Raw genomic sequence first — 19,184 nt, 5'->3', positions numbered from 1 at the left:
GGTAGAGCAATCGGCTGTTAACCGATCGGTCGTAGGTTCGAGTCCTACTTCAGGAGCCATTTTCATAAAAACGTCATTCATTACTGTGAATGACGTTTTTATTTTAGGGATGGAGAATTTTTTAGTTTGATAAATACTTTATTTAATAATAAAACTTAATAAACGTAAAAATAATGTATACAATATACAAAGTATTATAGACATTTATCAAGTGATTATTTATACTATTATAAGAAATAGTCTCGATTGGAGGAGTTATATATGTTAAAAGAAACTGAAGTCGTAAAAATAAGACGTAAAGTATTATCGGAAATTGCTAAACTCACATTTGCTGGGGAATTAGATAAACATAATATTGTAGATATTTTGGACGGTATTGTTACTGAGGATGGTCCAAGATATCGTTGTTGTGTTCATAAAGAACGTGCAATTGTTAAGGATCGTGTAAAGTTTATTATGGCGCAGCCACTTGATATTGGAATTACTGAAGCTGCTACAAATGCTCTAAATGGTCAAATTGCAGATATGCCAATCCTTAACATTATGCCGGAAGCTTGTGATCAATGCCCTATTGATACTTTTTTTATAACAAATGCCTGTCGTAATTGCGTTGCTCATAACTGTATCGCAAGTTGTCCCAAAAGGGCTATTACAGTTGTACAAAATCAAGCATATATTGATAAAACAAGATGCGTAGAGTGTGGTTTATGCAAGAAATCTTGCATGTACGGGGCCATTGTTGAAATTACACGTCCTTGTGAAAGGGCCTGTGATATTGGAGCCATTAAAGCAGATAAAGAACGCCGCGCAGTCATTGATTATGCTAAATGTGTTCAATGTGGCGGATGTAAAGTTGCATGTCCTTTTGGTGCAATTACAGAGCAAAGCTTTATTGTTCAATTAATTCAGCAAATGAAAGCGAATAAGCGAGTATATGCTATCTTGGCACCTGCTTTTATTAGTCAATTTGGCATGAAAGTTAAACCAATTCAAGTAATAAATGCATTAAAAAAGATCGGTTTCTATGATGTTCAGGAAGTTTCTTTTGGTGCAGATATTGTCACATTAGAGGAGGCAAAAGAATTTGCGAGTACAGTGCCAGAAAAGCAAACATTCATGACAACATCTTGTTGTCCAGCATTTGTTGGTATGGTTAATAATCATTTACCACAGCTTAAGGAGCATATATCAACAACCGTATCGCCAATGGTCGCTTCTGGTAAGGTAATTAAGGAAGCTGATCCTGAAGCAGTTGTTGTCTTTATAGGACCATGTGTTGCTAAAAAGGTGGAAGCGCGGCAATATCCTGATATTATCGATTTTGTCCTTACTTTTGAAGAAACAGAAGCTTTGTTTGCTGGTTATGGTATTTCACCTGCTGATATGATTGAAACTGAGTTTGCAACAACGGCTTCTCGCGATGGTAATGCGTTTGCAAGAGCTGGAGGCGTAGTGCAGGCTGTAATTGACGCGGCAGAAAAACTAGCTCCTGATTTACAGGTAAAGCCTCATAGAGCGGAAGGATTACAAAATTGTAAAGTAGCCTTATTGCAGATGAAAGCTGGCAAGATCGATGCTAACTTCTTTGAGGGGATGGCATGTAATGGTGGATGTGTTGGTGGACCAGGAATTTTAATTGATACGCGTGTTAGTACAAAAGCGGTTGATAATTTTGCTGCTTCATCAAGTATGGTAAATGCAGTAGAAAATCAAAAAGCAATTAATGATAGTAAAAAGGATATACATTGGCATAAAAAGCAGTAAGTGAAACCCTCAGCGTTATTTTCTTCTTGTTCGCCTATTTAACGTTTCTTATTCTTAATGAGTAGACAAGATTCATGGCGTTGAAATTCTTTATGACCCCTAATTTTATTCTGATGTAGATACTTTACTAAAAGTGTATACTTGTGCTAAAATTATTTCTGATTCATATTGGTTGAGGGGAGAAAAGAATATATGTCAGGACACTCAAAATGGGCTAATATTAAACATAAAAAAGGTAAAATGGATGCAATACGTGGTAAAGTTACTACTAAAATTGGCCGGGAGCTTACTGTAGCGGCACGGTTGGGTGGAGCTGATCCTACTGGTAATATGCGGTTGAAATTAGCATTACAAAAAGCGAAAGAAAATAATATTCCAAAGGATAATATTCAACGTGCGATTCAAAAGGGATTGGGATCTTTAGATGGAAGTAATTATGAAGAGCTAGTTTACGAAGGATACGGTCCCGCTGGTGTTGCTGTAATGGTAGAAGTTATGACCGATAATCGTAACCGAACAGCCGCAGATGTTCGCCACTTATTTTCAAAGTATGGTGGTAACTTAGGGGAATCTGGTTGCGTTTCTTGGATATTTAATAAAAAAGGATTATTTGTTGTTGAAAAAGAAACAGGCGTTGATGAAGAAGAACTGATGATGCTATCACTTGAGGCTGGCGCAGATGACTTTAAAGTTGAAGAAAATGAATTTGAGATTACAATTGCTCCAACCCTTTTTTACCAACTTCAAGAGACTCTTGAGAAAAATAATATAAAGGTATCAGTTGCTGAAGTAACGATGATACCTGAGACTACCATGGAATTGGCTGGTGATGATGCCACTAAGATGATGAAATTAATGGATGCACTGGAAGAACATGATGATGTACAAGAAGTATATGCGAATTTTGACATTCCAGAAGATTTAATGTAATTAAAAAAATACCGATAGTAGGGATGTATAGTTTATTTGATTTCGGGCAATAATGTTGGCAATAGGAAGATGAGGAGTTGCTTTCATTGCTATCATTTAAGAAGTTTAATAAAAGGTATGCCTTACTATGTGCGAGTTTACTTTTAGCAATAGGAATATCAGTATATTATGTTAGTTATTTGTCCTTTTTGGACAAGGACAATCTAATTATCCCTCAAGAAACTGAGGTTAGTAAACAAGATAGTAAAATTAAAATAAATGCTGATACAGATATAGTGCAAAAAATTACTTATCTAAAGTGTAATGATGAGGAGATTTTGCAAACTAAGCCTACTGAAAATCTAGTGGGACTCAATATCTATCAATTAAAGAAGGTTTATCAAGGTTGGGAAATTGATAAATTTGATACGAATGAAGTAAATATGACACTTAAGGTTGACAGTTATTGCCGTGAACATGCGAATAATGTTTTTATTGGTGTACATGATGGACATGTAGCTGTTTTTTATGGAAAACCGGGTTATAAACCGATTGTCAAAGAAACTACTTCCATCCAGGTTAATAAGCTAATGCCGCAAGATGTTGAAGATTTGCAACATGGTATGGTTGTTCAATCGAAAGAGGAACTATTGCGAACTTTGGAAGGAATGCAGTCAAGATAAGAGTAATTATTATTATATCTTGATTTTAGAGAGAATGACTAAGGCTTCTACTTCTATTTAGAGACTTGGCACACGCCAAGTCTTTTCTTATTTTATTAGCAAAAAAGGAATCGTAAGTACAGTCGTCGAAATAGTAAAAGTTGACAAGGGAGGCTATTTTTATGTTAGCGTTAGGAATTGATCCAGGTACGGCGATTTGTGGTTATGGAGTAGTAAGTTTAGAAGGAAGTCATCTTAAGGCATTAGATTATGGAGCTATTGAGACAAGCTCTAAGCTCAGTGTAGAGCAACGCTTAGTGATTATTCATCGTGAAATTGATGCACTTATAAAGAAATATAAGCCTGATGTAATGGGTGTTGAAATGCTTTTTTTCAATAAAAATGTACGAACTGCGATGACGGTTGCACAAGCTCGAGGTGTGATTTTACTTGCGGCGGCTCAAAATGCTGTTAAGTTGGTAGAATTTACGCCTTTGCAAGTAAAACAGGCAGTTGTCGGGTACGGAAAAGCTGAGAAAGAACAAGTAATCTATATGACTCAACGGTTATTAAATTTGCCTTCTAAGCCACATCCTGATGATGTGGCAGATGCTTTAGCAGTTGCGATTTGTACAACACATTGTAGTAATATGAGGCAGGAATTAGTTTGTAGTAATATACTAGACCAAAGTAAACGGACTAGTCGTGCATTTTTGAAATCAAGATTAGGTATAAAATCAAACGCAGAAAATAAAGTATGGGGAAATAAAATATGATTGGGTATGTACGTGGGACAGTATCACATTTAGCAATAGACCATTGTTTCGTTGATGTCCAAGGCATTGGGTATCGAATTTTTATAGCACAGTCTACTCGTCAGAAAATTTCCATTGGTGCAGCAGTTTCTTTGTTTACTTATATGTACGTGAGGGAAGATGCTTTACTACTGTATGGGTTTTATACGCAAGATGAATATAATTTATTTTTGCAATTGATGTCAATCACAGGGATTGGCCCCAAAGTTGCTATGGGAATTTTATCTGCAATTGATCCACAGCAGTTCCGTATTGCGATTAGTCAAAAGAATATTGGGATATTAACAAAACTTCCTGGTATCGGTAAAAAGACAGCAGAAAGAATAATTCTAGAACTAAAAGATAAGATTGGTATTATTACTGAGGAGGATCTTATTGAGGAGCATGTTTCTAGTGCAACTGCCTTGCCTACTGATGCTATTGATGAAGTTCTGCAGGCATTATTAGCTTTGGGATATAGTCAGGGGGAAATACTGCCTATTATCAAGAAGATCGGAAAAAAAGGACAATCTGTAGAAGATTTGTTAAAATTGGCACTAAGGGAATTCATGGGAGGTAATCGGTAATTGTGGAGGAACGAATTGTCGCCGGCAGTGAACAGGATAGTGATACGTGGGAGTATAGCTTAAGACCACGTCGTCTAAATGAATACATAGGTCAGGATAAAGTTAAAAATAATCTATCGATATTTGTTCAGGCAGCTCTTTCGCGTGAAGAAGCTTTAGATCATGTATTACTCTATGGGCCTCCTGGTCTAGGAAAAACGACATTAGCAGGTATTATTGCAAATGAGTTAGGTGTTAACTTTCGAGTGACATCGGGCCCCGCGATTGAACGAGCAGGAGATTTAGCAGCTTTGCTCACTAATTTAGGGGAAAATGATGTATTGTTTATTGATGAAATTCATCGTCTTTCAAGACATGTTGAAGAGATCTTGTACTCTGCCATGGAAGACTATGCATTAGATATTATTATTGGAAAAGGTCCTAGTGCAAGATCGATCCGACTAGACTTAGCACCATTTACTTTAATAGGAGCTACAACTAGGGCAGGAGCACTGGCTTCGCCTCTTAGGGATAGATTCGGTGTAATTTGCCGTCTAGAATACTATACCACTGAAGACTTAAAGTACATTGTAAATCGAACGGCAGAAGTATTGAATGTTGAAATTGAAGACGGTGGGGCTCTTGAAATTGCTAAAAGATCGCGGGGAACACCTCGAATCGCGAATCGTTTATTAAAAAGAGTAAGAGATTACGCACAAATTGCTGGTAATGGTATTATTACTGATGTTACAGCTGATAAGGCGCTCGCTATGTTAGAAGTAGATAAATGCGGTCTTGATAAGACAGACCGTAATATGCTGTTAGCTATAATACAAAACTTTAAAGGCGGCCCTGTAGGTCTTGATACTTTAGCAGCTATTATTAGTGAGGAGAACGAAACTATTGAAGATGTGTATGAACCTTTTTTACTGCAAATGGGATTTCTACAACGTACTCCTCGGGGGAGAGTAGCCACACAAAAAGCCTATGAACATTTAGGTATTTTATACAAGGTGGACGAGCAAGGTAATTTATTATAAGCCTTACTACTGAAAGGAGTATTATTTTGAATTACAAATTCTCTACTATTTTAGTGACATTGCTTTTAACAATGATTTTTTTTCTGATGCCTGTGTATGGCTATGCCTCAGAAAATAATATTCGAGTCGGAATTTGGTCAAGTCAACGTAATTTATTAATTTCAGCCGATGTTGATTTTGAAGTAACGAATACGGACAACGGTCAATCATTAGGGAAATTTGCAATGAATGAAAAAGCAGTCATTGCATTTAAAGAAAATGAAATTACACTGAATGGCAAGCGTGTGGATGCTACTAAGTTAAGCATTATGAAAATTATAAATGATAAAGATCACTCAATTGAGGTAAATAAAAAGAAGTATCGTGGTACTATTGATATTCATATTACAAATGGTAATACTGGATTGACAGTTGTAAATACATTGCCGATTGAACAATATCTATATGGCGTTATTGCCAAAGAAATTTCCCCCAATTGGCCTATAGAGGCTATTAAGGCGCAGGCGGTTGCAGCTCGTACTTATGCTTTATACAATATGAATAAACATCAACGTGATGGTTATGATGTTTGTGCTACCACTGACTGTCAAGTTTATGGTGGGAAAGATAGTGAAGCGCTAACGGGAATTAAAGCTGTTGATGCAACTACTGGACAAGTCATTTTGTACAAGGGGAATCCTATTGCTGCTTTTTTTCACAGCAGCTCAGGCGGATATACGGAGAATAGTGAAAATGTTTGGGGGACCTATCTGCCTTATTTACGCGGAGTGGTTGATTATGACCAAAAGTCTCCTCAATATAGTTGGGAAAAGCAACTGACCCCTAATGAATTAGAAGAAGCAATTTCTCGAAGTGGGTACAATATCGGGAAAATAAAAGCGATTGGAATTTCACCTTTTACTAATCAACCCATGAAGATAAAAGATCGTGGTGTGTCTGGGAGAGTAAAAGTTATAGAAGTTATTGGAACTACGGGGAGTATTGAGTTAACCGGTGAAAAACTACGAAAAATATTATCTTTAAACAGTACTTTGTTTGATATTCGTTTTATGGTACCTGTTCAGAAAAGTATAGAATTTCAAATTGCTGATAACGTAGGTAATCAAAGTAGCAAAAAGGTAGAAATAAACTTACCACCAACAAATGAGAAAGGTTACGTTACAGATAAAGAAGATCTACGTCGCATTAGTGGAAATCCTAATGAAATAATTGTTATTACTGGTTTTGGCTGGGGGCATGGAATTGGCTTATCCCAATGGGGAGCTAAAGCAATGGCTGAGAAAGGTCCCCAACAAGATGCTACATATTTTAAAGAGATCTTGAAACACTATTATCAGGGCGTTGAGATAAAAAAAGTATTCTAAAGGAGTTTCATGAATGTTGTTATCAGAGTTTGATTATTTTTTACCAGAGGAATTAATTGCTCAACATCCTTGTGAGCCGCGTGATCATTCACGCCTATTAGTTTTAGAAAAAAATACAGGTGCTATATCACATCAGCACTTTTTCGATTTACCCCAATATTTGAAAGCTGGTGATACTTTAGTTTTTAATGATACAAAAGTAATTCCAGCAAGATTGATTGGTACGAAGGCGGAAACAGGTGGAAAGGTAGAGATCTTTTTACTAAATAATAAATCGGGAAATGAATGGGAGGCCTTGGTTAAACCAGGTAAGAAGGCGAGACCTGGTGCCATCATTATATTTAGTGATTCATTATCATGTGAAATATTGGAATCTACCGATTTTGGAGGACGTGTTGTCCGTTTTATTTTTAAAGGTATATTTGAAGAAATATTGGATGAATTGGGACAAACCCCTTTGCCTCCATATATTACAGAGCAACTAGCAGATAAAGAAAGGTATCAAACTGTTTATGCACGTGAGCGAGGGTCAGCAGCTGCGCCTACAGCTGGCTTGCATTTTACTACTGAGCTGATGAAGCGTATAGAAGATTTGGGCGTACAATTAGCCTTTGTTACTTTGCATGTAGGATTAGGCACCTTTCGCCCAGTAAACACGGATGATATAACAAATCATGTTATGCATAGAGAATATTATTCTGTATCAACTGAGGCGGCTCAGCTTATTAATAATACCAAGAAGCAGGGGGGAAGAATTATAGCAGTAGGTACTACGGCTATTAGGACGTTGGAAACTGCTACAGTGAATGGTATTTTAGAAGCGAAAAGTGGTTGGACAGAAATATTTATTTATCCAGGGTATAACTTTAAGATGGTAGATGCGGCAGTGACAAACTTTCATTTGCCAAAGTCTACTTTATTGATGTTAATTAGTGCCTTAGCTGGAAAGGAAAATGTTTTTAAAGCATACAAAGAAGCCGTTGATCAAAGATATAAGTTCTTTAGTTTTGGGGATGCCATGCTAATTATATGAAATATAAAAATCAATTTTGCTAATCTAGGGAGGAAAACATGTCAGTTACTTATGAATTAGTTAAAAAATGTTCGAAAACAGGGGCGCGAGCGGGGCGATTACATACGCCGCATGGTACCTTTGATACACCTATATTTATGCCCGTTGGTACACAAGCAACTGTAAAAGCAATATCTCCTGAAGAACTTAAGGATATGGGAGCCGGGATTATTTTAAGTAATACCTACCATTTGTACCTGCGCCCAGGTCATGAATTAGTTAAAGAAGCTGGTGGTCTGCATAAATTTATGAACTGGGATAGAGGAATTCTTACTGATAGTGGTGGCTTCCAAGTCTTCAGCTTAGGTGACCTACGCAAAATTACTGAGGAGGGAGTCACTTTTCGTTCTCACATTGACGGGTCAAAACATTTTCTTTCGCCCGAAAAAGCGACAGAAATACAAATGGCATTAGGTTCAGATATTATTATGGCATTTGATGAATGCGTACCTTATCCTGCTGATCATGATTATGCACGAAAGTCTACGGAACGAACTACTCGTTGGGCCGAGCGTTGTAAAGAGGCCCATAAAAGAACCGATCAAGCATTGTTCGGAATTGTGCAAGGCGGTATGTATAAAGATTTAAGAACTATGAGCGCCAAAGATTTAGTTTCTTTAGACTTTCCTGGTTATGCAGTAGGTGGCTTGAGCGTTGGCGAGCCTAAACCATTAATGTATGAAATGTTAGAACATACTGTACCCTTGTTACCAGAAGGGAAACCACGTTATTTAATGGGAGTCGGTACCCCAGACTGCCTAGTAGAGGGCGTTATGCATGGTATTGATATGTTTGATTGTGTTTTTCCTACGCGTGTGGCGCGCAATGGTACTGTTATGACTAGTTGGGGACGACTTGTTGTTAAAAATGCAGAATATGCGAAAGACTTTAGGCCTCTTGATGAAAAATGTGGATGTTATACTTGTCAAAATTTTTCAAGAGCTTATATTCGTCATTTATTTAAAACCGATGAGATCTTTGGATTGCGCTTAACTACAATACATAACCTACATTTTCTATTGCAGTTTATGAAAGAAATGCGTAAAGCAATTATAGAAGATAATTTTGTTGAATTTCGAGGAGAGTTTTTAGCACAATATAACTTACGCTAAGAGGATTTGCGTTTTATGTGTGGAATATACTGTTAAGTGAGTATAAAAATGGGGGGTGAATTTGTAATGCCAGAAATTTCACAAGAAATGATGCAGACACTAGCGGCCTATGGCCCGATCGTTCTGATGGCCTTAGTTTTTTATTTTATATTGTATCGTCCACAGAAGAAGGAACAACAACGTCGTGCTGACATGCTAAGTAATTTAAAAAAAGGCGATCGTGTAATTGCCGCAGGTGGCATGTTTGGAACAATTACAGCATTGGATGCTAAAAAAGTTACATTAAAAGTATCAGATAAAATTGAAATAGACTTCTTACGTACTTCTATTCAATCTTACCAAAATGATCCTAAAAATGCATAAACATATGATATGCATTTTTTATTCCATCTATTAATAGGGAATAATAAAGGCAGGATATATTTGTGAAAGAGTGCAATAATGAAAAAGAAAAGTTACGTGCTAAGTTACTTCTAAAAAGAAGTAACTTAGACAAAGACGTTATTGCTGCCCAAAGTGACAATATGGCGAAACAACTGTTTGTTTGGCCATATTATCAACAGGCACAAGTTATAATGGTATTTTTGTCCATGGCAGATGAACCGCAAATGTTGAAGGTTATTGAGGATGCCTGGTTACAGGGTAAAAAAGTTTGTGTGCCGCATATGCGGCGAGAATTTGGTGTCATGGATGCTGCGACTATCAGTAATCTAAATGAGTTAGTACGAGGAAGATTTAATTTATTGGTACCTAACCCTACTACCCTAAAAATAGTTGATCCAAGTGTGATTGATTTAATTATTGTGCCAGGAGTCGCATATGATTACTCAGGTAATCGATTGGGAATGGGGGCAGGTTATTATGATCGATTTCTTCCCCGAGCTCCACAAGCAATATTAATTGGTGCAGTATGGTCGTCGCATGTTACAAAAAAGCTTCCCCATACCGAATATGACGTTCCAATGCATTATTTATTAAATGAAGATAGAATTATAAAATGTGAAAGAGGCAATTTATAATTTAATAAATTAGATAATTTTTATATTAGATTCTGTGCAGGGTGAATGAATTATGGAAATAAAGATAGGTATTGCCAAGATGAAAAAATATGCCGTAGAGGAATGCGGTGATAGTGTAGAGGTGGCAGAACGACCACGTGGTGGTATTTCTGCCATTTTGGCTGATGGACAGGGTAGCGGCAAAGCAGCTAAGATTACGAGCAGTTTGGTGATTAATAAGGCTGCGGCATTAATTGCTGATGGTGCAAGGGATGGAGCTGTTGCTAGAGCCGTACATGATTATCTGTATGCAATCAAAGATGGTAAAGTTTCTTCTACTCTTACCTTACTTTCTGCAGATTTGGATACGCAAACAGTGGTATTTAGTCGTAATTCAAACTGTCCAGTAATCGTCAAACATCAATTTGGTATGGATGTTTATGATGAAGAAATTAGTTCCATTGGTGTACATAAGCGCATGAAACCTTTAATGTATCAGATACCGCTCGAAATGGGCATGCTTTTAGTATCTTACACTGATGGTATTCAAGCGGCAGGACGTAAACGTGGTAAAGTTATGAACTTTGGTATGATTGAAAAAATAATTTCCGAAAACCATGCCGAAGATGCAACCTTTATTGCGGAGAGTATTCTAGAATATGCTTTAACATTAGATGATTATCGACCAGGAGATGATATGACTGTAGTAGTCATGGGCATATCAGATAAGGAAAGAGTGCATAATATACAAAAGATGAGTGTATCTTTTCCTTGTTAGTGTGGTGATATAAATGCGAGTTGTAGTGGCTGGTGTTTGTGTTTCAGGTAAGACGACATTAGTTAAAGAATTGCAGAAATTAGGTATTGATGCCTATAATGTTGCTCAGGAACACTCTACGATTAGAAGTCTATGGAATAGTAAGAAGCCTGATATACTAGTGGTTTTGGATGCAAAATTAGTGACAATTCGTCAGCGGCGTATAGTGCCGTGGGGGCAGGAAAGACTTGCTGTACAGCATGAACGATTAGTTGATGCTTGTGAGCATGCTGATTTATATCTCCAAACGGATGATTTGAGCAAAGAGGATGTTGTTCGAAAAGTACTAGAGTATATTGGGAGGAATAAACATGTCCAAGATTACGATTGAAGATTTAAAGAATGATCATGAAATTACTGTCTACCTTGCTTGCAGTACTGAATACCTTGGTCGTCTTGGTTTTACTGAACATGGTAAACGCCATGCTTCAATCATAGCAGACCGCGCCTATCATGTATTAAAGGATTTGGAATACTCGGAACGAGAATGTCAATTGGCTGCAATTGCGGGTTATATCCATGATATTGGCAATATGATCAATCGATATAATCATGGCGGCACTGGCGCTGTAATGGCCTACAATGTTTTATCCAGACTTGGTATGTCGCCTGAAGAAATTGCATTGGTAACGTCAGCAATTGGGAATCATGAAGAAGAGCGTGGTAATGCGATTAATCCCGTTGCAGCTGCTTTAATTTTGGCAGATAAATCAGACGTTCATCGCAGTAGAGTAACAAATAAAGACTTCGCCAAATTTGAAATACATGATAGAGTAAATTATGCTGCTAATAATAGCAAGCTGGTCATTGATAAACAATTACGAAAAATTGCTTTGGAACTGACCATTGATACCAAAATTTGTCCAGTAATGGAGTATTTTGAAATTTTTTTAGCGCGTATGATTATGTCAAGGCGAGCAGCAGATTTTTTAGATTGCCAATTTAGTTTAGTTATTAATAATAATCAGTTATTATAATGACATTCGTTGGTGTTGCATTGACATTATTATAAGCTAACGGATATAATTAAATTTGTGGAAAAAATAGGTTCTACCGCAATATTGTAAACTGGTAGAAGTTGTAGTATTTACACATAAATTCAAAAAAAGATAAGAAGGGAATGGGGGAGAAATCTTTGAGATGGGGGAACTTAACTAAATTTTTGGCGGTAGTTTTTGTGGTATTAGTAGCTTCTGGCTATTATATGTTACCGTTAGCTACTTCAATTAAACAAGGTTTGGATTTGCAAGGCGGTACTCATGTGGTGCTTGAAGCTGTGGATACACCAGAGGCAAAAGTGGATGAGGATGCTGTGCAGCGGGTAGTTAAGATTATAGAGAAACGTGTTAATGAAATCGGTTTAACGGAACCTATTATTCAACGTCAGGGTGAAAGACGAATTATTGTTGAGTTACCTGGTATTAAAGAGCCTGAAAAGGCAATTGAATTGTTAGGTAAAACAGCGTTGCTAGAATTTCAGGATGAAAGCGGCACTACTGTTATGACAGGTAAGGATTTAAAGGATGCTAAAGCCGAAATTGGCCAAAATAAAAATAATGTAGTCGCTTTGGAGTTTTCTGAAGATGGTACGAAAATTTTCGCAGACTTAACAACTAAAAATGTAGGTAAACATATTAGTATTTTGTTGGACAAGAAAGTTTTGACTAATCCAGTAGTAAATGAGCCTATTCCGAGTGGTAAGGCTATTATTACTGGCAGCAAGACAATAGAGGAAGCACAAAATTTAGCTATCTTGCTACGATCTGGTTCATTACCAGTAAAAGTAGATGTTATGGAAATGAGAACAGTAGGTCCAACACTTGGCCAAGATTCAAAAGATAAAAGTAAGGTTGCCTTTGCCATTGGTATTGGAGCTATTACTGTGTTTATGTTAGTTTTTTATCGTTTATCAGGTTTTGTAGCAACAGTAGCCTTAATAATCTATGTAATGTTGTTATTGTTTGGTTTAAAAATGCTTAATGCTACATTAACATTGCCTGGTATTGCAGGGGTCATTTTGTCCATTGGTATGGCGGTAGATGCCAATGTATTGATTTTTGAAAGATTTAAAGAAGAATATCATGCTGGTAAAACACTGCGGGCGGCAATGGATGCTGGTTTCAGCCGGGCCTTTGGGACGATTTTAGATTCGCATCTAACCAGTTTAATATCTGCGATTGTTTTATTCTTCTTAGGAGCTGCTCCAATCAAAGGTTTTGCCATTACCCTAGGATTGGGTATTGTATTGAGTTTATTTACGGCAATTACAATTACTAAGCTTTTGCTAAGAATGCTCATGCACGCTAACGTATTTAAAAACGGCAAAATTTTTGGGGCGTAGGGGGCATGTATAATGAAGTTTGATATTATTGGTAAAAGGTATTGGTTCTTTTTATTGTCAGCCATCCTTCTCATTCCTGGGCTTATTTCCATTGCGGTACAGGGATTTAATTTAGGTATTGATTTTACAGGAGGAACCTTATTAGATTTGAAGTTTGCTCGTCCTGTTAGTGTTACTGAAGTACGTGAAGCTTTGAAGGAACACCAATTAGAGAATAGTACCATTCAATTAGCTGTAAGTGATCAAATAGAGGTATCTCAAAATGTATTTATTCGTACTCCAGAACTTTCGGATAATACACGACGTGTTGTACTGAGTGATATGGAGAAGAAACTAGGAGCTTTTGATACTTTAAGATCAGAAAAGGTAGGAGCTGTAATTGGCTCTGAGCTGACTAAGAATGCGGTCATTGCAGTAGTTGTATCTTGGTTATTAATGATTGTCTATATTAGCTATCGTTTTGAGCTTAAGTTTGCTGTTTCTGGTATTATTGCTATAGCACATGATATTGTCTTAGTCCTTGGAGTATTTTCTTTATTTCACAAAGAAATTGATGCTTCCTTTGTGGCAGCCATTTTGACAATAGCTGGTTATTCCATAAACGATACGATTGTTATTTTTGATCGTATTCGGGAAAACTTAAAAACACACAAAAAGACAGAGAGTTTTACAGAACTGGTTAATCGTAGTATTTGGCAAACCATGACTCGTTCTATCTATACTGTTCTTACGGTAGTAGTAGCAACTGCTTCATTGTATTTCTTTGGTGGGGAAACTACTAAAAATTTCTCTTTAGCCCTTTTGATTGGTTTTATTAGTGGTGCATATTCCTCAGTTTTTAATGCTAGTCCAATCTGGGTAACGTGGAAGGAATTTGAAGAGCGCAGAAGAATTGCTTTAAAAACTAGTGGACCTAAATAAACCTAATATTTTAAAAGACTGATGTGGGGTACGTACCTTACATCAGTCTTTTTTATTCACCAACTACATCAATTCTTAATATTCTATTAGGAATAAGGGCGGTGAATTTATGTGGATTTTATTGCCAATCTGTTCTTTAATAATACTTAATATTGCAGGAGATGATGTGGCGGTAATTCCTGATTTAGCTGGAATAGTAGATAATAAAGAAATTTATATAAGCACTTTATATATTTATATTATATTTGCAGTGTTTCTTACAGCTGTTTTAGCTTGGATTGGGGTTGCAAGTGGTCAAGAATTAGTTGTTGTAGCTAAAGATTTATATGGTTTAAAAGGTAAAAAAATATTAGCATTTATCATATTATCGATATGCGTTCCCGCAAGCGCTTTAACAGGTGGTTATTACTCTGGTAGAGTCTTGGAGATGTTGATAGGCTTACCTCATCCCCTAGCAACATTTCTGTGTCTCGTAATGTTCTCAGTACTTGCTGCAGGATATGGTCGATGGTTACTAATACTATTTAATTATACAGGGTTATTTCTAGCGCCAATAATTATAGCTTTATTATTCTTCCAACAGATAACGATTGATTTTATTGCTCCAAGTATAGGAAAGATTAACTGGATGCTTTTACTTGGGCTATTGAGTTACAATGTTGGCGGAATGTGGTCAATTTTAGTTGTTGAGATGGCAGCATATCTATCAAAGAAGGGGTACCTTGCGATTTTATTAGTAGTATTAGCAAAATTGAGTGAGGGTATATTTACTTTGCTAATAGCATATCTCGTATTATCTATAGAAGCTTCAGGGCCTTTAGCCTTAGCTGTGGTGGTGAAATACATAGGAGGTAATAATATCGTAGGTGTATTTTACATAGTATTCTTTTGTACTCTTGCTAATACGATGGTTCCAGCAATGCTTGTTAATGCAAAACAAATTAGTCATATTGCTAACCTATCTTTTTTCCCAGCCTTAGTGATAGCAAATATAATTATATATATTGTTAGTTTACTAAAGCTTTCTGCCATTTTGAACATTATGGGTTATTTTGGCTTTATAATGGTAGTTTTTATTATTTTCTCAGCTTATTTGTTACATAAATATAGGATAAAACAGCAATAATGATAGTAACTATAGTTCAATGAGAAAGGGATAATTTTGATATTTAAAATTAGCATATTAATCATCTTACTTATAGGCCAATTATGTACGTTAGCTCCTAAATTACATGGTACTTTGATAATATTAGGAACAAGTTTTATTTATGCATTAACACTTGGCTTGCAATTTAGTGAATCGCAATTAAGAACTTTTTTTGTTTTACTAATTTTAACGGTAGTAGCAGAAGGTGGGGCAAGTTTTTTTAGAGTTTTTCTAACGCGTAATTATAATGTTTCACGGAAATATAGTGTAAATACTATAGTATGCAACTTAGCTGGGATTATCGTAGCGGATGCCTTGATGGGGGCTTTAGTAGGGGCAATATTATGGGAATATCTCGTCGCAAAAGCCCTTATACCCCGAATTAAAAGTATTGGTAGGGTTATAATTCGTTTAGCTTTAGTGGCCTTATTACGTTTCACTTGTGGGATAATTATGATTATAATTATCTGCAAATATATAATTTTTTTATGACCTTCTGAATTAGTCTATTCTATAATTCTAATCTTTGCTTTGAATTTATGCTGGATAATTGGGTAAAATATGACAACGGAATAGTAATAGAAGATAGACTAAATCTACAGGAGGAGTTTTCATGAAATCCTATTATCAACTTGTCCGACACAATGGTAATCGAGATTTATTTAAGGCAGTAGAACTATCTATTATTGCTTTACACAATGGAATGCCTCTACATATTCATGCAGAGGGATTGCGTGGTACTGGCAAAACTACTATTTTAAGATCTGTTAAAGAATTGTTGCCCCCCATCGTAAGGATTAAAAATTGTAGGTATAACTGTCATCCGGATATGCCTCATTGTCTAGAACATCGATATCTATCTGCTGAAGAAATTGTAGATATTGGCACGGAGATCGTTCCATGTCCATTTCTAGAAATATCTCATGCTGCTAAAATTGGGACAGTAGTTGGTAGCATTGACTTAGGAAAACTTACAAATTCAGAGGTGGCAACAGCTGCTATTTTACCTGGTACGATTCCGCAGGCTCATCGCGGAGTTATATTTATCGACGAAATTAATCGGTTGGCAGATACATCTCCTGAATTGGCAGACGTATTATTAGATGTTATGGGGACTAAACCTGGCCATTTGCAAATTGAAGAGACTGGACTATCCACAGTAGAGTTACCTATATCCGTAAGTATTTGGGCGGCATCAAATCCAGATGAAGAGCCTGGTTCATTAAACCGCATTAGAAGACAACTATCCGATCGGTTTGATTTTAACGTTAACATGGGGCGCCCTAATGATTACCAGGTAGTGTGGAATATTTTAGAAAAAGGTAAAAAAGGCGAGGATTTAACGTCTGAAGAGTGCAGCCTCAATTTAGGCAACTTAAATAATATAATAGTTGAAGATAATATCAGAAGAGTGATTGCTAAAATTTATGTTGATTTTAACTTGGAAAGTTTGCGTGCAGTTGAAACTATCGAATTTGCTGCTAGATTATCGTGTTTGCTAGCTGGTAGGCAAACGGTTGAAGTAAGGGATATTAGTCAAGTAATATCTTTATCATTAGCCCATCGTATAAATGGAGAAACAATTACCGCCATTTTAAATTATTTAGAAAATTTATCTAACAATTCTCTTAGTATTGAAAATGTAGCAAACAATTACGCCACAAAACAGTTGCCAGAAAATTTTGATAAAATTAGTGATGTGGAAAAGACTTCGTGGTGGAAAAACTTTATAAATATATTATGGAAAAAAATGAAATTTCCACTTCAAAATACACAACATGGGACTATGGGAACTTCTGAAAATGGAGCTTTATCAGCAGGAAAGATAATAGATCCTCAAAAGACTACTATAATTGCTCCTTCCAAAAGGGCTATTCCGATGAAAGAGTTACCTGTTGAGGAGTTTATTGTTAGTGAGGGTAATATGCCGAATGATAAAAAATAAGGAGCATTTCTTTAACCCTCAATTCTTGCATGAAATAGAACCTGTGCTTGAGGAGCTACAACATATTTTTAGCATGGATATGGGTGCTCGTATTGGACAGACCACAGTTTGTAGCCAAAAGTTACACAGTTTTCATCCTAAAATGCCAGAGCGAGTACATATTTTGCAAGATATTGACGCTGGACAAATTTTCTACCAAAGGACAGAGCCAGGAGGTATTTATCATATAGATATATTCCATCAATGTGGTCTTGTGGATCATTATATGGTAGCGAATGAAATACAGAAAGTTGTAGAGGGTTATAATAAAGAGCATGTTGTTAGGCAATTGGGTCGGGGCAATGCTGTAATGGCAGATTTCATTGACATTCAAACGAGTACAGGCGGTGGACGTGTTACTGGTAAGTTAGAGTATGGGAAAAGGGCAGCACTTCGGAAAGCCCATTCAAATCATGTTCATATTACTGCAATGATACCTCCGCAACATTTGGCGTGCTTGATTTGCATAGTTATGGCAGTAGAAAACGTTATTTTATCTTGTAATTTAGAATTACGATGTAACGAAAAAATTGAAAATGTTAGGGGTTTGAGTAAAGAAAAATATGATTTATCAGCTTACATGGATGAATCAGATTCTTTATTACAAGAAAATAAGAATAATACTATTTTTGAAGTCGATGCAAAATTAGGTGAAAATGAATGGATAAATAAATCAGATAAAACAGAAGAACTAAAGGAATTTTTAGAAAAAGACCATTCAAAAAACAAAGACCCCAAGCCTGCAGGTGGTATAAATAGTTGTCGAGTTCCCGAAATTTTAGCATCTGAAGGCATGATTCAACTTGCAGGTAATTTGCTTAGCATAGAGGAATATGGTAAGGGATTTAAAAGTTATTTAGAGACACAGTTACCTGAGATTGAAGCTCATTTAAGGAAAGTTGTTCGAGAAGCAAAATGTTTGAGTAAACAGCTAGGAAAAAGTAAATTCTTGGAAAACAGCGCTGGCTTTTATTCAGAAGAAAAACATATCTGTCATGGTAAAACAGTTAAAGAATATGGCGGATTGGCTATTGCAGAAATGGTAAATGCTGCTGCACAAAGAATGGTTGAAAATGGGGATAAAACATTTAAAATACTACATAATGATATAAGATATTTTAATAACAGGAAAAGAAGAAAAATCGAATTTTGTTTACTAATTGACGCTAGCTCTAGTATGGATGGTCAACGTATTCACATTGCTAAATTGCTAGCAAGATACTTGTTTTTTTCTACAAATGACCGAATAAGTGTACTAGTTTTTCAACAAAATCAGGCATGGGTTCAGGTACCCTTTACCCATGATTTTAGGCAGCTAGAACAAAGTTTGGAAGGAATTAAAGCTTATGGAGAGACGCCATTGGCTTTAGGATTAAAGGCTTGCCTTGAATATATTGAACAGGAAAAGGCTAAAAATCCTTTCATTATATTAATTACAGATGGTGTACCAACACTTGGAACGGTAACTACTAATCCGATAAACGACGCTCTAGCAACTGCTAAAAAAATAAAAAGTAGTAATTATGGATTTACTTGCATTGGCCTTAAACCGCATCTATTTTATTTAAAGCAGTTAGCGGAAGTCGCTGGCGGCAGTATATATGCAATTGAAGACTTAGATGAAAGAGGATTGTGTTAAGTAGCGTGAAGAACGTTACGCTACACAATCTTTTTTTATGTTTAATAAGAGGAT

General features: G+C 36.2%; 20 protein-coding genes. All 20 read left to right on the top strand.

From position 1 onward, the window contains the following. Nucleotides 1-261: 261 nt before the first annotated feature. Nucleotides 262-1,764 carry a 4Fe-4S dicluster domain-containing protein gene (locus QSJ81_RS24635; protein WP_285719971.1) on the top strand — a complete coding sequence of 501 codons (1,503 nt, stop codon included), beginning with the start codon at nucleotides 262-264 and terminating at the stop codon, nucleotides 1,762-1,764. A 192-nt stretch (nucleotides 1,765-1,956) separates the two neighbouring features. Then, the gene (locus tag QSJ81_RS24630; protein ID WP_285719970.1) at nucleotides 1,957-2,694 is read left to right on the top strand and encodes a YebC/PmpR family DNA-binding transcriptional regulator; all 738 of its coding nucleotides are present in this window, start codon (nucleotides 1,957-1,959) and stop codon (nucleotides 2,692-2,694) included. Nucleotides 2,695-2,780: 86 nt separating this feature from the next. Further along, nucleotides 2,781-3,356 carry a BofC C-terminal domain-containing protein gene (locus QSJ81_RS24625; RefSeq protein WP_285719969.1) on the top strand — a complete coding sequence of 192 codons (576 nt, stop codon included), beginning with the start codon at nucleotides 2,781-2,783 and terminating at the stop codon, nucleotides 3,354-3,356. 161 nt (nucleotides 3,357-3,517) lie between these two features. Continuing rightward, a complete protein-coding gene (ruvC, locus tag QSJ81_RS24620) occupies nucleotides 3,518-4,111 on the top strand; it encodes a crossover junction endodeoxyribonuclease RuvC (RefSeq protein ID WP_285719968.1) in 594 nt (197 codons plus the stop codon). Continuing rightward, nucleotides 4,108-4,716 (top strand): Holliday junction branch migration protein RuvA, encoded by a 609-nt coding sequence (gene ruvA / locus QSJ81_RS24615; protein ID WP_285719967.1) that lies wholly within the window; start codon nucleotides 4,108-4,110, stop codon nucleotides 4,714-4,716. Before ruvC ends, ruvA begins: the two co-directional genes overlap by 4 nt. 2 nt (nucleotides 4,717-4,718) lie before the next feature. Next, on the top strand, nucleotides 4,719-5,735 hold the full coding sequence (gene ruvB / locus QSJ81_RS24610) for a Holliday junction branch migration DNA helicase RuvB (protein WP_285719966.1): 1,017 nt from the start codon (nucleotides 4,719-4,721) through the stop codon (nucleotides 5,733-5,735). A gap of 26 nt (nucleotides 5,736-5,761) precedes the next feature. Further along, nucleotides 5,762-7,099, top strand: a complete 1,338-nt coding sequence (locus tag QSJ81_RS24605; RefSeq protein WP_285719965.1) for a SpoIID/LytB domain-containing protein — start codon at nucleotides 5,762-5,764, stop codon at nucleotides 7,097-7,099. Between the two features lie 13 nt (nucleotides 7,100-7,112). Beyond that, a complete protein-coding gene (gene queA, locus QSJ81_RS24600; protein ID WP_285719964.1) occupies nucleotides 7,113-8,132 on the top strand; it encodes a tRNA preQ1(34) S-adenosylmethionine ribosyltransferase-isomerase QueA in 1,020 nt (339 codons plus the stop codon). Between the two features lie 38 nt (nucleotides 8,133-8,170). Next, nucleotides 8,171-9,283, top strand: a complete 1,113-nt coding sequence (gene tgt, locus QSJ81_RS24595) for a tRNA guanosine(34) transglycosylase Tgt (RefSeq protein WP_285719963.1) — start codon at nucleotides 8,171-8,173, stop codon at nucleotides 9,281-9,283. A gap of 66 nt (nucleotides 9,284-9,349) precedes the next feature. Further along, a complete protein-coding gene (gene yajC, locus QSJ81_RS24590) occupies nucleotides 9,350-9,646 on the top strand; it encodes a preprotein translocase subunit YajC (protein ID WP_038670274.1) in 297 nt (98 codons plus the stop codon). 62 nt (nucleotides 9,647-9,708) lie between these two features. Beyond that, complete coding sequence (locus QSJ81_RS24585) at nucleotides 9,709-10,302, top strand: 5-formyltetrahydrofolate cyclo-ligase (protein ID WP_285719962.1); 594 nt, start codon at nucleotides 9,709-9,711, stop codon at nucleotides 10,300-10,302. Between the two features lie 52 nt (nucleotides 10,303-10,354). Further along, nucleotides 10,355-11,059, top strand: coding sequence for a PP2C family protein-serine/threonine phosphatase (locus QSJ81_RS24580; RefSeq protein ID WP_285719961.1), 705 nt, complete (start codon nucleotides 10,355-10,357; stop codon nucleotides 11,057-11,059). A 13-nt stretch (nucleotides 11,060-11,072) separates the two neighbouring features. Beyond that, a complete protein-coding gene (locus tag QSJ81_RS24575; protein WP_285719960.1) occupies nucleotides 11,073-11,429 on the top strand; it encodes a hypothetical protein in 357 nt (118 codons plus the stop codon). Further along, the gene (locus QSJ81_RS24570; protein WP_285719959.1) at nucleotides 11,410-12,075 is read left to right on the top strand and encodes a phosphohydrolase; all 666 of its coding nucleotides are present in this window, start codon (nucleotides 11,410-11,412) and stop codon (nucleotides 12,073-12,075) included. The genes QSJ81_RS24575 and QSJ81_RS24570 overlap by 20 nt, the downstream gene beginning before the upstream one ends. 158 nt (nucleotides 12,076-12,233) lie before the next feature. Beyond that, nucleotides 12,234-13,439: a protein translocase subunit SecD gene (gene secD / locus QSJ81_RS24565; protein WP_285719958.1), complete on the top strand. Its 1,206-nt coding sequence runs from the start codon at nucleotides 12,234-12,236 to the stop codon at nucleotides 13,437-13,439. Nucleotides 13,440-13,451: 12 nt separating this feature from the next. Next, nucleotides 13,452-14,360 (top strand): protein translocase subunit SecF, encoded by a 909-nt coding sequence (gene secF, locus QSJ81_RS24560; protein ID WP_285719957.1) that lies wholly within the window; start codon nucleotides 13,452-13,454, stop codon nucleotides 14,358-14,360. Nucleotides 14,361-14,469: 109 nt separating this feature from the next. Further along, nucleotides 14,470-15,486, top strand: a complete 1,017-nt coding sequence (locus tag QSJ81_RS24555; protein WP_285719956.1) for a hypothetical protein — start codon at nucleotides 14,470-14,472, stop codon at nucleotides 15,484-15,486. A 36-nt stretch (nucleotides 15,487-15,522) separates the two neighbouring features. Further along, nucleotides 15,523-15,999 carry a DUF456 family protein gene (locus tag QSJ81_RS24550; protein WP_285719955.1) on the top strand — a complete coding sequence of 159 codons (477 nt, stop codon included), beginning with the start codon at nucleotides 15,523-15,525 and terminating at the stop codon, nucleotides 15,997-15,999. A gap of 121 nt (nucleotides 16,000-16,120) precedes the next feature. Then, on the top strand, nucleotides 16,121-17,452 hold the full coding sequence (locus tag QSJ81_RS24545; RefSeq protein ID WP_285719954.1) for an ATP-binding protein: 1,332 nt from the start codon (nucleotides 16,121-16,123) through the stop codon (nucleotides 17,450-17,452). After that, the gene (locus QSJ81_RS24540; protein ID WP_285719953.1) at nucleotides 17,439-19,130 is read left to right on the top strand and encodes a vWA domain-containing protein; all 1,692 of its coding nucleotides are present in this window, start codon (nucleotides 17,439-17,441) and stop codon (nucleotides 19,128-19,130) included. Before QSJ81_RS24545 ends, QSJ81_RS24540 begins: the two co-directional genes overlap by 14 nt. The last annotated feature ends 54 nt before the right edge of the window (nucleotides 19,131-19,184 follow it).

Origin of the sequence: Pelosinus sp. IPA-1, assembly GCF_030269905.1 — a bacterium.
GTDB lineage: Bacteria > Bacillota > Negativicutes > DSM-13327 > DSM-13327 > Pelosinus.
The sequence above is the reverse complement of the archived record's forward strand: the minus strand, read 5'-3'. Positions and strand labels throughout refer to the sequence as shown.

What these genes read in the sequence shown, in the direction of transcription:
- secF (WP_285719957.1), top strand. Translation starts at nt 13,452, where the DNA reads ATGAAGTTTGATATTATTGGTAAAAGGTATTGGTTCTTTTTATTGTCA.
- QSJ81_RS24540 (WP_285719953.1), top strand. Translation starts at nt 17,439, where the DNA reads ATGATAAAAAATAAGGAGCATTTCTTTAACCCTCAATTCTTGCATGAA.
- queA (WP_285719964.1), top strand. Translation starts at nt 7,113, where the DNA reads ATGTTGTTATCAGAGTTTGATTATTTTTTACCAGAGGAATTAATTGCT.
- QSJ81_RS24635 (WP_285719971.1), top strand. Translation starts at nt 262, where the DNA reads ATGTTAAAAGAAACTGAAGTCGTAAAAATAAGACGTAAAGTATTATCG.
- QSJ81_RS24630 (WP_285719970.1), top strand. Translation starts at nt 1,957, where the DNA reads ATGTCAGGACACTCAAAATGGGCTAATATTAAACATAAAAAAGGTAAA.
- QSJ81_RS24545 (WP_285719954.1), top strand. Translation starts at nt 16,121, where the DNA reads ATGAAATCCTATTATCAACTTGTCCGACACAATGGTAATCGAGATTTA.
- QSJ81_RS24575 (WP_285719960.1), top strand. Translation starts at nt 11,073, where the DNA reads ATGCGAGTTGTAGTGGCTGGTGTTTGTGTTTCAGGTAAGACGACATTA.
- QSJ81_RS24570 (WP_285719959.1), top strand. Translation starts at nt 11,410, where the DNA reads ATGTCCAAGATTACGATTGAAGATTTAAAGAATGATCATGAAATTACT.
- QSJ81_RS24555 (WP_285719956.1), top strand. Translation starts at nt 14,470, where the DNA reads ATGTGGATTTTATTGCCAATCTGTTCTTTAATAATACTTAATATTGCA.
- yajC (WP_038670274.1), top strand. Translation starts at nt 9,350, where the DNA reads ATGCCAGAAATTTCACAAGAAATGATGCAGACACTAGCGGCCTATGGC.
- QSJ81_RS24580 (WP_285719961.1), top strand. Translation starts at nt 10,355, where the DNA reads ATGGAAATAAAGATAGGTATTGCCAAGATGAAAAAATATGCCGTAGAG.
- ruvC (WP_285719968.1), top strand. Translation starts at nt 3,518, where the DNA reads ATGTTAGCGTTAGGAATTGATCCAGGTACGGCGATTTGTGGTTATGGA.
- ruvA (WP_285719967.1), top strand. Translation starts at nt 4,108, where the DNA reads ATGATTGGGTATGTACGTGGGACAGTATCACATTTAGCAATAGACCAT.
- tgt (WP_285719963.1), top strand. Translation starts at nt 8,171, where the DNA reads ATGTCAGTTACTTATGAATTAGTTAAAAAATGTTCGAAAACAGGGGCG.